General features: G+C 40.0%; 13 protein-coding genes. 3 read left to right on the forward strand and 10 right to left on the reverse strand.

What is annotated here, in order from left to right; genetic code table 11:
- Positions 1–8 precede the first annotated feature (8 nt).
- Both B5771_RS07105 and B5771_RS07110 read right to left on the reverse strand, forming a co-directional pair.
- Entirely contained in the window at positions 9–1,685 is a 1,677-nt protein-coding gene (locus tag B5771_RS07105; protein WP_088186938.1) for a lipopolysaccharide core heptose(II) kinase RfaY, read from the reverse strand.
- A gap of 100 nt (positions 1,686–1,785) precedes the next feature.
- Positions 1,786–2,088 carry a polyhydroxyalkanoate synthesis regulator gene (locus tag B5771_RS07110; protein WP_088186907.1) on the reverse strand — a complete coding sequence of 101 codons (303 nt, stop codon included), beginning with the start codon at positions 2,086–2,088 and terminating at the stop codon, positions 1,786–1,788.
- Positions 2,089–2,712: 624 nt separating this feature from the next.
- Here B5771_RS07110 and B5771_RS07115 point away from each other — a divergent pair.
- Positions 2,713–3,636, forward strand: a complete 924-nt coding sequence (locus B5771_RS07115) for a LysR family transcriptional regulator (RefSeq protein ID WP_088186908.1) — start codon at positions 2,713–2,715, stop codon at positions 3,634–3,636.
- A 50-nt stretch (positions 3,637–3,686) separates the two neighbouring features.
- Here the strand turns inward: B5771_RS07115 and B5771_RS07120 are convergent, their stop codons facing one another.
- The 4 genes from B5771_RS07120 to B5771_RS07135 form a co-directional block, all read right to left on the reverse strand.
- Entirely contained in the window at positions 3,687–4,406 is a 720-nt protein-coding gene (locus B5771_RS07120; RefSeq protein ID WP_088186909.1) for a SprT family zinc-dependent metalloprotease, read from the reverse strand.
- Between the two features lie 96 nt (positions 4,407–4,502).
- Positions 4,503–6,038 (reverse strand): Na+/H+ antiporter NhaC family protein, encoded by a 1,536-nt coding sequence (locus tag B5771_RS07125; protein ID WP_088186910.1) that lies wholly within the window; start codon positions 6,036–6,038, stop codon positions 4,503–4,505.
- Positions 6,039–6,139: 101 nt separating this feature from the next.
- Positions 6,140–6,319, reverse strand: a complete 180-nt coding sequence (locus B5771_RS07130; RefSeq protein ID WP_047811325.1) for a hypothetical protein — start codon at positions 6,317–6,319, stop codon at positions 6,140–6,142.
- Between the two features lie 98 nt (positions 6,320–6,417).
- The gene (locus B5771_RS07135) at positions 6,418–8,157 is read right to left on the reverse strand and encodes a HAMP domain-containing methyl-accepting chemotaxis protein (protein WP_088186911.1); all 1,740 of its coding nucleotides are present in this window, start codon (positions 8,155–8,157) and stop codon (positions 6,418–6,420) included.
- A gap of 307 nt (positions 8,158–8,464) precedes the next feature.
- Between B5771_RS07135 and B5771_RS07140 the strand changes: the two genes are divergently transcribed.
- Positions 8,465–9,073, forward strand: a complete 609-nt coding sequence (locus B5771_RS07140; RefSeq protein WP_088186912.1) for a nitroreductase family protein — start codon at positions 8,465–8,467, stop codon at positions 9,071–9,073.
- Positions 9,074–9,194: 121 nt separating this feature from the next.
- On the opposite strand, the gene B5771_RS07145 is transcribed toward B5771_RS07140, so the two are convergent.
- Positions 9,195–10,475 (reverse strand): 4Fe-4S dicluster domain-containing protein, encoded by a 1,281-nt coding sequence (locus tag B5771_RS07145; protein ID WP_088186913.1) that lies wholly within the window; start codon positions 10,473–10,475, stop codon positions 9,195–9,197.
- Between the two features lie 251 nt (positions 10,476–10,726).
- Here B5771_RS07145 and B5771_RS07150 point away from each other — a divergent pair, with 251 nt between their 5' ends.
- Complete coding sequence (locus tag B5771_RS07150) at positions 10,727–11,572, forward strand: patatin family protein (RefSeq protein ID WP_047811368.1); 846 nt, start codon at positions 10,727–10,729, stop codon at positions 11,570–11,572.
- 333 nt (positions 11,573–11,905) lie between these two features.
- On the opposite strand, the gene B5771_RS07155 is transcribed toward B5771_RS07150, so the two are convergent.
- From B5771_RS07155 to B5771_RS07165, 3 genes are all read right to left on the reverse strand, one after another.
- The gene (locus B5771_RS07155; RefSeq protein WP_088186914.1) at positions 11,906–13,090 is read right to left on the reverse strand and encodes a pyridoxal phosphate-dependent aminotransferase; all 1,185 of its coding nucleotides are present in this window, start codon (positions 13,088–13,090) and stop codon (positions 11,906–11,908) included.
- A gap of 182 nt (positions 13,091–13,272) precedes the next feature.
- Positions 13,273–14,085, reverse strand: coding sequence for a DUF2935 domain-containing protein (locus B5771_RS07160; RefSeq protein WP_088186915.1), 813 nt, complete (start codon positions 14,083–14,085; stop codon positions 13,273–13,275).
- Positions 14,086–14,217: 132 nt separating this feature from the next.
- Positions 14,218–14,469 carry a hypothetical protein gene (locus B5771_RS07165; protein ID WP_047811320.1) on the reverse strand — a complete coding sequence of 84 codons (252 nt, stop codon included), beginning with the start codon at positions 14,467–14,469 and terminating at the stop codon, positions 14,218–14,220.
- Between the last annotated feature and the right edge of the window lie 22 nt (positions 14,470–14,491).

Below are 14,491 nucleotides of genomic sequence, written 5' to 3' on the forward strand. Positions count from 1 at the left end.
ACGTTACATTAGAACTTTCCGGATCGAAATATAGAAATGAACAACCAAATCAGCATCATAGCAGCGGCACCAAACCCAATTTCAATAGCCGGCATTTTCCAGAGCATGATCGGCTGCCGGCCTAAAGCCGAAGCAATGATCAAACCCATCATTACGATGCTAAAGGACAATAACACAATACTAAAGGTGATCTGATTAGAAATCCGATCTATTCTGCGCAAAAATACATCGAGCTCGGGGATACCTATATCTAAATGAATTCTTCCCCTTAAAACATCACGCATTAAGACCTTCATCTGTTTTGGCAAATCAACTAAAAGCTCACTAAAATCTGAGATGTTATGCCACACTCGACCAGCAATAGTTTTCGGATGATAGCGTTCCTTGAGCAAACGAACTCCAAAGGGTTTAGCCATATCCATGATACTCAGCTGAGGATCAAGTTTCTCTACAATTCCCTCTAAAAGCAATAAACATTTTGCTAATAAGGTAAAATCGGCAGGAATTCTGATCTGATGCCGATAGGCCACACCCAAAAGATCTCCAATAGCTTTGCCCAGACTAATCCGACTCATAGGAACATCCATGTACTTTTCCCGCAAATCATCCACATCCTTGGAGAGAAGCGGCAAATTTACATCATCCGGAACTATGCCAATCCTTAAAATTGCCTGAATCATGCTTTCCGTATTCTGACGCATCATGGCAATGACCATAGAGGCGAAATTGTTTTTCATTTCCTGAGTAAGTCTGCCCACCATACCAAAATCAATAAAGGAGATTTCTCCTCCTTCTAAGATGAAGATATTTCCCGGATGAGGATCGCCATGGAAGAATCCTTCGATTAATACCTGATGAAAGAGCGCCTTCACCAGGCGGTCAGCAATCTCTTTGCGCTTATAACCCTTGGCATCAATCTCGTCATACAAATTCAGCTTGAGGCCTTCCACGTACTCCATGGTTAACACTTTACTGGTTGAATAATCCCAAAATATCCCAGGAATATGAATATTTGAATCATCTTTAAATTGTTTAGCAATTTTTTCAGCATTACGTGCTTCAATAGTATAATCCAGTTCATTGCGCAAAGATTTGGCAAATTCTTCGACAACATCTCGTAATTGCAAGCGTTCCATACGAACCATCCGATGTTCTGCTAAAGTTGCCAGATCAAGCAGAATTTCTAAATCCGTGTCAATAAGATCTTTGATGTTTGGACGTTGAACTTTTACTGCAACCTTCTCTCCCGTTCGCAATTGAGCAAGATGCACCTGCCCAATTGAAGCCGCTGCAACAGCTGTTTCTTCAAACATCGAAAAAATCTCTTCAACCGGAGATCCCAATTCATCTTCAATAATCCGGTGCACTTCCTGAAAGGAAAAGGGAGGAACATTATCCTGCAATTTTTCTAGTTCCTCAATGATCTCCTCCGGGAATATATCTGCGCGGGTGCTGGCAATCTGACCAATTTTAATGTAGGCAGGACCTAATTCTTCAAGAACTTGACGTACTCGTTCTCCCATGGACATGGGATCAATGTCCTCCCAATCTGTAAAAAGGCGTTTAGGAAGAGAAAGCATGTGAATAAGTCCGATTTCCTCAACAAAAAAGCCAAATCCATGGCGAGCGAGAACCTTTGCAACATCTCGATATCGTTTTAAATGCCGTATCCTCTTCCCGATCATCATAATGTCCTAATGTCCCCTCTATCAAAGTCATTACTTTGCCAAAAGAAATATAATCCCCAATAGAGATAGGCCCCTCGCAATTTCCCAAGTGGATCAACTATTCCTGGTTCTTAACGATAGCCTCTAATTCCGAAATGCGCTTTTCCAATCCTTCAATATTTGCCTTAGTAGCTACATTCAGCTCTTTCAGCATTTTTTCTAATTGATTGTGAATAGAGCTATTCATTTCCTTCCTTTGAGCTTCACCTTTTTCGAGCAATTCCTGAATTAAATCCTTCGATTCTGAGGAGGTTACTTCTCCTCGTCTTACCATCTCGTCTACAAACTTTTCAATCTGTTCTCTGCTGACAACCGCTAATCCCAAACCAAATGCCAACCCTTTTCGAAGCAAATCTTTCATAATCAATATTCCTCCTTTATAATATCCAACCTAATTATTCAACAATAGTTTTTTCATTCTATGATGCTTATATCTATTTTAACTTCTTTATGATTATTTACAAAACACCTTTAACTTATTAGGTTTTCTCTACTGTACATTTCCAGGGGAGTCTTTCGATAGGAACTCGTTCGTCTAAAGCTGAACGTGTTCACTAAAAAGAAAACCGAAGTGTCGATTCACTTCAGTTTCCCAGGTTGAATAATTATGGTAAACAGTTGCTTAACCTCTTTTGAGATCAAGCAGCTCATTTTCTGTATATGGATAATTTCGTTCATTAATACAGAAGGTACCTAGAAATTTAACTAATAACTCCTAGAGTTGACCAAAATTCTTTTGTTTGGGTTAAATCAGACGGTTCCTTTTTCTTGTCTTCTTCATGTTCTTTAACCGTGGGGTTGCTATCTTTTTTCATTCGAATCACAGCCTTTCCCAGATAATTTAGACATGTTTGTCACTTATTTTTTTATCCTTTGTTGTTATTTCTGACTTTATTCTAAGCGCAGCAAAACATAAACAAAACATATAATTGTTATCTTTACTATGATGGAAATTCATATTAAACTGTATTTGGAGGTGTTACTAATGGATATTCGACATTTAGAATATTTTATCGAAGTTGCTCGCCAAAAAAGCTTTAGTAAAGCGGCTCAGGTTTGCCATGTCTCACAATCCGCCATTAGTAAAATGATTAAAGATTTGGAAACTGAACTTAGCACTTCCTTATTTAATAGGAACTCAAAGTACGTCCAGTTGACAGATACAGGAATTATTTTTTTAGAGCAAGCTCAACAGGTTGTAGTAATGTTTCATAATTTAACGACTGATTTTGAAAATAAAATCAAAATGGCAAAAGGAAAAATTGCAATTGGTTTATTACCAATAACTAGTTCAACTATATTTGCCGAATTATTAGGAGAGTTTAAACAGAAGTATCCTTTGATTGATATTAGCTTGTCTGAATATGGCTCCAAAAAAGTGGCACTTGCTATAAAAGACGGTACTCTAGACGCTGGGGTCGTATGCATAGTCCCAGATCATCACTACTATGACTCTATTTCTATTTCCAAGGACCCTCTTTATGTTATCGTCTCCTCCCAGAATCCCATAAGTCAGCTCCCATCCATTGAACTCTCAGCCTTAGCTAATGAATTTTTTGTCTTATATAGTAAAGATTTTAGTCTTCACGATGAAATCATTAATCAATGCAGAAATGTTGGTTTTTCCCCAAACATTATTTTTGAAACGTCTCAGCTTGAGCTAATGACTCAAATGGTAGCCGCAAATTTAGGCATCGCTTTCTTACCAAGTGCAGTATGTTCCGAATTAGACCCTAATCGTATAGTCTCTGTCCAATTAACTGAACCACAAATCATTCATAGTATGTCTATCATTTGGAAAAGAGGTCGTTCCTTGTCACATGCCGCAAATTTGTGGCTGAAATTTGCCGAAGAATTTTTTAAATCTAGTGATCGTCCTCTTGTTAACTTTATCGATGTTCAGCTTTAGCTGAACGAGTTCACTATTTCGTAGTTCGCAGTTTCGGAAATTCCGTTATCCTAGAGCACTAATTCATGTCCATGGTCTTTCAGCCACTTTCTCCAGGTCATATATTCCGGCATAAAGGTTTTAACACGCTGCCAGAATTCCGGCGAGTGGTTCAGATGCGTCAAATGAGCCAGTTCGTGAATAATAAGATAATCGATTACTTTATCGGGAGCCATTATAATTCGCCAATTTAAATTCAAGTTTCCGCGACCGGAGCAGCTTCCCCACCTTGTTCTTTGATCTTTTAAACGAAAGTTTTGGTATGTAACCTGCATTCGCTTTGCCTGATCATCAAGTTTTTGCTTGAAAAGGTTACGTGCTTGAACTTTATACCAGGCAATAATCTGCTTGCGAATAGTTTCCGCAGATTGAGAATTAGGACCGTCCTGAGGTAATGACACAATAAGCATTTGGCCATCTGAATTCACTCGAATCCGACGATAATTGTGGCTTCGAAAACATAGGATTAATTGCCGACCGCGAAAGGGAAATTGTTCACCAATAGTAAAATTTTTTGCCGAATGTTCTTGCTTTTGACGTTTGATCAACCAATATTTTAAAATCCAATCCTCTTTGGCCTTTAATAGCTCCTTGATTTGCCTTTTCGACACATTTGGGGGCGCTGAAATTCGAATTCGATCATTTAGGATGCTTAATGTTATTCTTCGATAGCGAACGCTCCGTCGTTCTTCATAGGGGATTATTTCATCTCGGATATTTATTTGGCCCATGGTAAGAGGTCCTCCTAACTTAAGGGACGGTTCAAACAACATCTTGTAAAATGTGTTGTTTGAACCGTCCCCTTAGTCGTCTCAAGATGACTGAAATTATGTTCCGCGATAAAACCAGCCAACGAGAGCATATAAGATCATGCAGGCAGCTGCAACGAGAAGTCCCAGACGCAGTTTTAACTTTGCGTAATCCATAACCGGAATTTTCATGACAGTTGCCATGGCCACAGTATTATCACTTAGGGGCGATACAAATCCGCCAAACGTACCGCTGGCAAATACGGCTCCTGCAATTAAGGGCAAAGCTGCGTGTTCAGTCGTTGCCAGCGAAAACCCCAGAGGCATTAAAATACCCCACGTACCGAAGGATGAACCAATGACATAGGAGAGCATACATCCCAGCGCGAAAAAAGCCGGTGCAATAAACGCAGCCGGGACTATCCGTCCCACTGTCTGTTCTGTATAAGTGACAAACCCAAGGTCCGTAGAGATTGCCGAAACCGCCCAGACAAAAACTAAAAGAACGTTCACAGCCATCATTTCATTGCCGCCTTGCATGAAACCAAAAAGAGTTCGTTGGATAGGTTCCTTTCGAAAGCCATACCAAATAAAGGAGAACAACAGCGTCGATAACAAGGCTTCTAACATCGCTTTTGCTGCATTAGCTTGGATAAAGGCCCCTAATATGTTTGAAGAATGAAGATGGCCATCCCACCAGGTAAAAAATAAGGTTAAGATTAGTAAAAGAGCTAAGGGTACAATAAGGTTAAGGGCATCCGGCTTAACCTTTTGAGCGACAAGTTCTACCGGATCAGGAAATAGTTCATCACCATGGTCATGCCCCCTCTTTTTCCTCTCCCTGGAGATAGATGAAGGAATTGACAATTCCAGCGACGTTTCCGCAAAAGCTAATTTCGCCGAACCAATCGATCTTATTTTCTCTGTGGATTCAACAGGTTGAGTACCCACATTTTTTTCCTGTTCCTTATCACTTTTGAGGAACGTATAGCCCAAAGCAAAAGCAAGCATCGCCAAGGAAAAAAAGTTAAAAGGGATGCTGAGTAAAAACAAATTATAGGGAGGCATAGGAATTCCTTGATGCCGGCTCGCCACCCCCAACAATCCGATGCTATAACCAATAAAGACTGTTCCTAAAGGCATAATCGCACATAAAGGTGTCGCCGTAGCGTCAATCACAAATGCAACCTTATTGACAGGAACTTGAAGACGCGAGAATACTTGTTTCATGACCGGTCCCACTGTAATGATCCGAAAATCAGGCGCCATGAAAGTAAGTAAAGACGATAACCAAGTCACGATAAAGGCACCTCGCCCGGAATGAATCTTTGTTTCCATCAATTGAGCAAAACCGCTGACTCCTCCGGTAATGCGAACTAAGCCAACGAAAGCTCCGAAGCCATACATGAAGACGATCAAACGCAAATTGTCCGGAACAGCTAATTCTTTTAAAATGTATTGAAGTGCTGTATCCACCCCGCCAAATGGCGTAGGACTAATCATGTAGGCCCCAATTAGCAAACCGGCAACTAAGCCCGGCAAGACCTGTCTTGTGAACAGAGCCAGTGGAATTACCACAAGAAACGGTAACAAAGACCATACAGTTCCATGCATTTAAATACCCCTTTTCAACGTAGGCTATTGATATAATATCCCGCGCTGAAAAGCAATCTATACAGAGCTATTTAAAGATTTACGAACAAGAAATCAGCATATTAGGGAATTGTACTAATTGTAGTATGAATTAGAGGCAGTCCATAATAAACAAGTGCAGCAATGATAAGTACCGCAATTGCCAACTTAAACAACTTTTTTAGTATAAAGCCTACAGCAATAACACCTAAGCCCAACATCAACAGTTTATTCAGAGTAAATCCCGCAATCATTGTTCCCATATACTTCCTCCTTTATATACCAGCGAATTCCAAACTGAGACCGATCTCTTCGTCAGGAGACATCTTTTAGCGCAGAACTCAAATCATACGCATCTTCACTAAACGTTAAATTTGCTCACCAATAAAGCCAGACTTTCACCCAGCTTTGCCAAGGCCTCAGCAGATTGACTTACAGAACTCATTGTTGCCGCTTGTTCCTCAGAAGTTGCTGAAACTTCCTCCACTTTTGCCGCTGTCTGTTCGGCAATAACGCCTATATTATTAACAGATTCCACAGCATGAACAGCTCCGCTGGCCATTTGCTGAGCAACAGAAATAACTTCCTGAATTTGTTTAACGACAGTATTAACCTCTTCAACAATAGTTCTAAAGGAACTCCCTGCCAGATTCACGGCTTCAACACCGGCAGCGACCTCATCCTTGCCTTTCTCCATCCCGTCAACAACCCGTTCCGTGTCACGTTGTATTGTATCAATTAAGGATGCGATTTGAGTAGCAGATAAAGAAGATTGTTCCGCTAACTTTCTAACCTCGTCAGCAACCACCGCAAAACCCCTTCCGTGTTCACCTGCCCGTGCCGCCTCAATGGCAGCATTTAAAGCTAATAAATTCGTTTGATCCGAAATGCCTTTTATCACATCAACAATTTGTCCAATCTCTTTCGATTGCTCGCCTAAGTGAAATACGGCCTCAGCGGTTTGGACCGAAACTTCACGAATTTGTTCGATTTTTCGCACTGCATTTTCCACCTGGAGAGATCCCACATCAGCTGCTTGTGCTGCTTTCTCACTGCTTTGATTAACAATCTCCGTATTGGCTGCTACCTGTTGAGCACTCGAAGACATCTGTTCGATAACAACACTAGTATCCTTTACCGATAATGCTTGACTCGATGCACCAGTCGCGAGTTGAACCAAAGTACTGGAAACTTGTTCACTCGCAGTGGTTGCTTCTTCGGCAGCTGCCGACAATTCCTCACTCGTTGCCGCTACACTCTCCGATTGATTTAATACTTCACCGATAATTTCTCTTAACGAACGAACCATATCCCCTACCGCTTGTGCTAAAACGCCTATTTCATCCCGATTTTTTATCTCTGGAATACTAACCTTTAAATCACCATTGGCTACGGATTGAGCAATCATCGTGACCTTATTTAGAGGCCGGCTTATGCTTCTCGCCAACACTATTGTCAGCACAATTCCGAGGAGAAAGGCGGCTGCAATAAAAATAATTAGAAACTTTAAGCCAGTTGCATTTGTAAGCTGGGCGTCAGCAACCGCTTGTTCTCCTCCTTTATCCATAAAATATATCTGAGCTTCCATAGCATTGATTACTTGATCAAAACTTTCCTTACTCTTATTGATTAAAAGAGTTCGAGCCTCATTGTCGTTATTGTCTTCAATCAACGTCCAAACCTGATTAGCATCTGTTATGTAATCATCGAATGCCTTTTTCATAGATTCATTTCTGGTTTTCCCCTCGGAGCTCGTTACATATCTGCTATAGGTCGTAAAATCACTTTCCCATTTCGTTTTATTATTAAGAAAGCTGAACTTAACACCTTGATACGCTGTTGCGTCGTTTCGTTCCGAAAAGCCCAAGAGGAGCGTCCGCTGCATATCTTCCGTATCCTCAACTACCAGTGCTAAGGCATTAGCGGCTTTTAACCAATGATCACCTAAATCTTTTGCGCTCTGATCAAGCCGGTAAATACCATAATATCCCACTATCCCAACAAAAAGTGTCATTATAATTACGGCAAAAAAGCTTGCTTGTAATTTAAATCTAATCCCGTAGTTAATACCCGATTTTGTATTCATCGTCTTATTTTTCATAGGCAGACACTCTCCATTTCAATAGATAATCTCTTACAACAGCTTTGCTCCGGCTATAACATAATCATTAACCTATGTATTTCGACAACAAGAAGCAATAACCTTCTAATTACTGCCAATTATTTAAACTTTCTCCTTAAACGTCAATAACAACTTACATTTTTTTATAATCAGTACAAAATTTGCAAACAAAGAGCTTATCCCCTAAAATATAAGTAGTTAGGAGTAAGAACAAACATATGCCTTGCTTGATATGAATACGATACCAAGCACTAGCGAGTTTACTAAGGAAAGAAGATGAATTTCTATGGAATTACTTGATGCTCTGAAAACCAGACGAAGTATTCGAAGATTCAAACCAGATCCAGTCCCTGAGACGGCGATCAAAGAATTGATCGAAGCAGCTCGGCTTGCCCCCTCAGGCAGTAACCTTCAGCCTACTCGCTTTGTAGTTATCAAGAGCGATGCTGCACGTGCCCAATTAACAGAAGCTTCACCGCTGCCCTTTGTCAGCCAAGCACCTGTTGTCATTGCCTGCTGTGTGGACATGGAGTCCTTCGGAGGCATGGGAACAAGAGCCCGGGAACTTAAAGAAGCAGGAGCTTTTAACGATACTCCTCTTGAGAAAATGGACCCTGATGCCTATGCCAAACGCAAACCCATGGATCCGGCAGCTGCCGAAGGCTATCTGCGGTTAAATGCCGCCATTGCTGTTGATCATCTTACTTTACGAGCTGTTGATCTTGGTCTTGGTACGTGTTGGATCATGATGTTCGATCAAGAGAAGGTTAAGAAAATCCTCGATTTGAGTGAAAATTATCGTGTCGTGGCCTTAATCCCTGTCGGCTATCCTGATCAAAACCCTAAGCCACGCCCGAGAATTGGTCTAGAGCAACTAATTCTTAAAGAAGTATAATGTATCATTGCCTCCTACATACTTCCCTAAAAAGCCAAAACTAGTGAATCAATACCGACAAAGGAAGAACTTTCAACAAGTCTCTTCCTTTGCTGGCATAAAGGAGATTACCTAATTGTTGTCACACCTTATAATTTTTAATAAGAGCTAATAAATATTTGGACTTGACCTGTTCACTTGCCATCATTTGTTTAAGGGGAGGCATTTTTAAGATTGCTCCCAAAATTGCAGCCATGGCACGGTGACTAAACAACGCCTGATTATCAAAGATGAGATTATGAAGTTTGCCTTGCTCAATACTTTGCAAAACGATACGATGAACAGAGTTGACAGGGGTTATTACCCGTTTATCCCTATGCTTAAGCTTTAAGGCCCCATGATGACAATTTCGCACACAAACACCGCATCCCAGGCAGACATTCTCATCTAATTTAACTTTTTTAAGGACAGTGTTGTTGCCTTTTGTTTGGGATTCAAGGGACAAGGCGTCTACGGGACAGGCTTGAACACAGCTTCCACAGCCTTTGCACCGGGCTTCTTCTACCTCTGGCAGGAAATTTGTTGTATTAATGGTGTTTAAGGTTCCGAACCGTTTTATTGCCAAGAGAGCTTCACAGCAACAGCCGCAGCAATTGCAAATAAAAGGTAATCCTTCTTGTTCGTTTTCACCAATTTGGACTAAGTTATAATCATAAGCCTTTTCAATTAAATTCATACATTCGGAAACGGTGATTTCTCTGGCATAACCATATTTAATCAGGCTGGCTGCAGTTCCTCCAAACGTCATACAGATCTCCAGAGGAGCATCACATGCCTTGCCAAGATGACTCATTTTATGTCTGCAATAACAAGTGCCAACTCCTATATGGGAGGCTTTTTTAATTATTTCACTACTTCGTTCATAATCCAAGATGTGAAGATCATTAACAGTGCTTAAGGCTTGTTCATTGACAAAAATTCTGCCTAATTTCGTTTCGGTAACAAATAAATCGCGAACAAAATCCTCCTCAACATTTAAGTACTGATAAAATAGTTCGGCAAGGAGCCTTTGGTTACTATTCCCATTAAGACGCATCAAGGAAAATTCGAAAAAGCCGGCCATCGGCGGCGGCAGTACAAAGGTTCTCACGCCTGTAGGTTCCTCAATATCCAACAATAGAGCTCTGGAGGCGAGTTCTATTAGTATTTTTTCCGTATCTTTTAAATTCATGGATAAGGCCTCACTAGCAGTTTGTACCGTGAATGGTTTAATCGGCAGCTTGGACATAATCCTTGCTTCTTTTTCGCTCATGAGAACCTTAAGTATTTTAAACAAATATTCTGTAGGCGGTGCCCCTTGCGGAAATCGATTTAAGCGTTCGCTTAATTGCTCATATCCTGTTTTCAACGTTCTATGTGCCATGAATACTCTCCTCTATGTTCCTTACTTAATAGTCTAGATAGTCTAGGATTAATTATAGTACAAGATGGGATATTCTTCTATGAATTTGGTAACCATAGCCAACTAGAGTTTTAATATCATATAGTTCATTAAACTAACGCAAATTCAGTTTTACAGCATTTTGAAATTGCTTTATTATAAATAGTGAAGGCCACTCCCACTTGTAAAAGTGGGAGTCTCACGATTAGATGAATAGTGTTGAGGTGAAGACTATGGAAAAAATAGGCTTAGTGTTAGAAGGCGGAGGCATGAGGGGACTCTATACCTGTGGAGTTCTGGAATATTTTATGGAGAATGATCTCTATTTCAACTATATCATTGGCGTATCCGCCGGCGCATGCAATGCCGTTTCCTATATTTCGAAGCAACGTGGACGTAATGAGAAAGTTATTATCAATTATGCACAAGACTGGCGGTACATGAGTTTAAGAAATCTTCTGTTCAGCAAATCATATTTTGGCATGGATTTCATCTTTGACGAAGTTCCAAATAAGTATGTCGCTTTTGATTTTCAGACCTTTTATAATTCCCCTTGTAATTTTTTAGTAGGTGCTACAGATTGTAAGACCGGCAAACCTGTTTATTTAACGAAAGAAGAAATTGGTGATAAATTTCAGGCTTTAAGAGCCTCAGCTTCTCTGCCTCTCATATCTCCTATTGTGCATTATAAAGGGTACGAATTATTAGATGGCGGAATTTCAGATTCCATACCAATTCGCAAATCTATTCAGGACGGCAACCCCAAAAATGTCATCGTCTTAACAAGAAATCGCAGCTACAGGAAAAGCCCGGTTAAGTTCACCGGATTCCTCAAAGCAGCCTACAAAAAGTACCCGTCATTAGTGGAAACTATGTTGAATCGCTATAAAATTTACAACGATACCTTGGATTATATTGAGCAGCTTGAGAGTGACGGTAAGGCTCTTGTCATCAGGCCGTCTAAAGCCTTAGAGGTTGGGCGAATCGAAAAGAATCCCCAAAAGCTCCATGGATTATTGCAAAACGGGTATCTGGACACAAAAGAAACCTACAAAAAAATTCTGGAGTTCGTTTCCTAGTCATGAGTCTGATTTTTATTCTAAATAAGGAAAAAACGCAGAGTGGATAAGGGACAGAAAGTCCGTTAGCCAACAACTTTTATTTCAACAAAAATGAACTGCGGGCTTTGAAAGCCCGCAGTTAACATTTAGTGAACTCCTTCAGCTAAAGCTGAACATCGAGGCTACAGATACAATAATGTCCAGTGGACATTATTGCCGAGCCGCCTTTCCCAATAGGACTACTTAGCGGCGAAGGAGGAATCTACCCAACCTGAAGTTAACGAAGAACTACCCCAACTTATAGAAGTTGGGGTCTTTCATCATCGAAAGATAAATAGGATTACTTATATCCTATTGAAGTTCTTCAATTAACGCCTTGAAGCCCGGCAGGGCGTTCTCAATGGTTTTATAAGCAACACAATAAGCAATACGTGCATAGCCGGGGCAGCCGAAAGCAGTTCCCGGTACAATAAGAATATTCTTCTGCTTGGCCAAATTGCAGAATTCCACGTCATTCTCAAGGGGGGTTTTAATAAACAAGTAGAATGCGCCTTCAGGCTTAATACATTGGTAGCCGTAAGATAAGAGACCGTTATAGAAACGTTCACGATTCTTATTATAGGTCTCGACATCCACTTTGGCATTCAAACATTTTGCCACAACTCTTTGGAATAGAGATGGCGCATTGACATACCCCAAGGTACGATTTGCAATATTTGCCGCTGCCAGGATATTTTCAAAATCAGTCGCTTGATCTGAAATTACAAGATAGCCAATTCGTTCGCCGGGCAAAGAAAGGGACTTGCTAAAAGAATAGCCAATAATTGTATTCTCATAATACTTTGTCACGTAAGGAACTTTAATATTATCATAGGCCAGTTCTCGATAGGGTTCATCGGAAAAAAGATAAATATCAGTACCAAATTCTTTTTGTTTTTCTCTTAAAATGTCTGCCATTTTACGAATCGTCTCTTCGGAATAAACCACACCGGTAGGATTATTAGGAGAATTAGTTATTATCACTTTGGTTTTAGAAGTAATTTTTTGCTTAAATTCTTCAAGATTTGGTTGGAAATCAAGAGTATTAGGAGAAACCACAAGCAATTGGCCCTCAAAATTATTAACATAATTTCGGTACTCACCAAAAAAAGGAGCAAAGGTAATGACTTCATCTCCAGGATTTAGTAATGTTTTGAGAATGACGTTTATACCACCTGCAGCACCGACGGTCATCAGTATGTTCTTTTCTCCAAACGCAGTACCAAATTTATCATTAATTGAGTCAGCGATTGTTGCCCTAACATCCTCAAATCCTGAATTATTCATGTATCCATGAATTTTAGTAGAATTTTCTGTATTTAATATTTCTACGATTGCTTTCTTAACATCCTCTGGAGGCTCAACACTTGGATTTCCAAGGCTGAAGTCAAAAACGTTTTCTGCGCCATGAATTTCCGCCAACCGCTTTCCTTCCTCAAACATTGCCCGAATAATCGAGCTGCTTTTAACCTGCTCTTTCATTTTATTGGATATCATTGCCTTCAACCTTTCTAATATTTATAATTTGTCCATTATATTCTCACAGCTTATTATACCACTCAACTGGATACATTGTTAAACCATCCCAATTTGTATACACAATACATATTGCTGAAGAGTCAAAGACCCCAATTTTTATAGTCAAAGACATTTCAATGGTATCCTTCCTATCTCATACCTCAAAGTTTTTCCATAATTCTAGCTCTTCCTGGGTCGCAAGAGGGGCTGCTTATATCTGTAACGAGTGATAGCTTTGTCAAATAGTAGCACTCTTCCCGCAGCATATGATCCGGCATTAGAGGGTCTAACATACCTAAAATGGATCTATTAAGAAGTCGTTCTAATAGTTGAGTCAGAAAATGAATAAATTGCTGAATTTGATTTGCTGCCTCATGATTAAATGTTTTTAGAACTGAAAAATCCCGTATTGCCCTTGTTAAGCCACTGATTTCATGAGCTTTGCGATAACAAGCTTCGAAATCTTTGGTAAAGCGTTGACTTTCGTTTCTAAGGGATGCTTCCACGACATCAAGTGAAATGGTAATCGTATCTGCGTGTCCAATTGCATCTAACAACCACAATAAATGGTAATGGGTCGGATGAAGCAGGGGAACAGTTTCCCCCTTAACTATATAACTCAGCAATGTTTGGTATTCTTCTAGTTCATTAACCATGTGGCTTATCAACGAGGGCTCTAAATTGATTCGTATTTGACCTTCCAGCTGGCGGCTGATTAAATGTAACTTAAAATCTTTTAATTGCTGTACCCTCTGCCAAATGTGGTTGTGAAAGTTATGTACTTCCCCCATACCCGTTCCCTTACGGACTAAAGCAAGAAGACTGTCAAATTCGTGAATAAAATAAAGTGTACGACTAATCTCTTCTTTTTCAGAAGGTCCCAAAGATTTTAAAAAAAATCGGCTATGGTCACCAAGAACTTGTAACCAAAAACGATGCTCAAATAAAACACGTTCAGATGATTCAGCAGTCAAGTTATAATCCTACCTCCCTCATAGAACATCCTAATGTTATATATTGTTTCAGGAGGGAGGTTAGACTCTCAACCTAAAAAAGGGTCTAGATTGTGCCGAAACACAGACTAAACCCCTTTTTCAAACGTAAGATTAAATTTTACGAACCATAATTTCCCTTGATAGATCCAGTCGTTGAATATGATCTTTGTAAGAATTTCTCGACTTAGTTAATATGTCAATCCATTCCTCTTTGGAAAAAAGTGTCGCCATAAGAGATTGATTATCAAGAAGCAGTGAATATTGACACGGATAATCTGATTCAATTACATCTAATATTCCCACGGGAGAATCCTGAACATGCTTTCGATTTTTCAAACTGCGGTAGTCCGCTAAATCATACATAAAATACCTCATCAGTTGATCG

Origin of the sequence: Desulfosporosinus sp. FKA (assembly GCF_002196785.1) — a bacterium.
GTDB lineage: Bacteria > Bacillota > Desulfitobacteriia > Desulfitobacteriales > Desulfitobacteriaceae > Desulfosporosinus > Desulfosporosinus acididurans.

Coding starts and splice junctions, on each gene's coding strand:
- B5771_RS07115 (WP_088186908.1), top strand. CDS start 2,713: ATGGATATTCGACATTTAGAATATTTTATCGAAGTTGCTCGCCAAAAA.
- B5771_RS07110 (WP_088186907.1), bottom strand. CDS start 2,088: ATGAAAGATTTGCTTCGAAAAGGGTTGGCATTTGGTTTGGGATTAGCG.
- B5771_RS07130 (WP_047811325.1), bottom strand. CDS start 6,319: ATGGGAACAATGATTGCGGGATTTACTCTGAATAAACTGTTGATGTTG.
- B5771_RS07105 (WP_088186938.1), bottom strand. CDS start 1,685: ATGATCGGGAAGAGGATACGGCATTTAAAACGATATCGAGATGTTGCA.
- B5771_RS07120 (WP_088186909.1), bottom strand. CDS start 4,406: ATGGGCCAAATAAATATCCGAGATGAAATAATCCCCTATGAAGAACGA.
- B5771_RS07125 (WP_088186910.1), bottom strand. CDS start 6,038: ATGCATGGAACTGTATGGTCTTTGTTACCGTTTCTTGTGGTAATTCCA.
- B5771_RS07150 (WP_047811368.1), top strand. CDS start 10,727: ATGGAAAAAATAGGCTTAGTGTTAGAAGGCGGAGGCATGAGGGGACTC.
- B5771_RS07135 (WP_088186911.1), bottom strand. CDS start 8,157: ATGAAAAATAAGACGATGAATACAAAATCGGGTATTAACTACGGGATT.
- B5771_RS07145 (WP_088186913.1), bottom strand. CDS start 10,475: ATGGCACATAGAACGTTGAAAACAGGATATGAGCAATTAAGCGAACGC.
- B5771_RS07165 (WP_047811320.1), bottom strand. CDS start 14,469: ATGTATGATTTAGCGGACTACCGCAGTTTGAAAAATCGAAAGCATGTT.
- B5771_RS07155 (WP_088186914.1), bottom strand. CDS start 13,090: ATGATATCCAATAAAATGAAAGAGCAGGTTAAAAGCAGCTCGATTATT.
- B5771_RS07140 (WP_088186912.1), top strand. CDS start 8,465: ATGGAATTACTTGATGCTCTGAAAACCAGACGAAGTATTCGAAGATTC.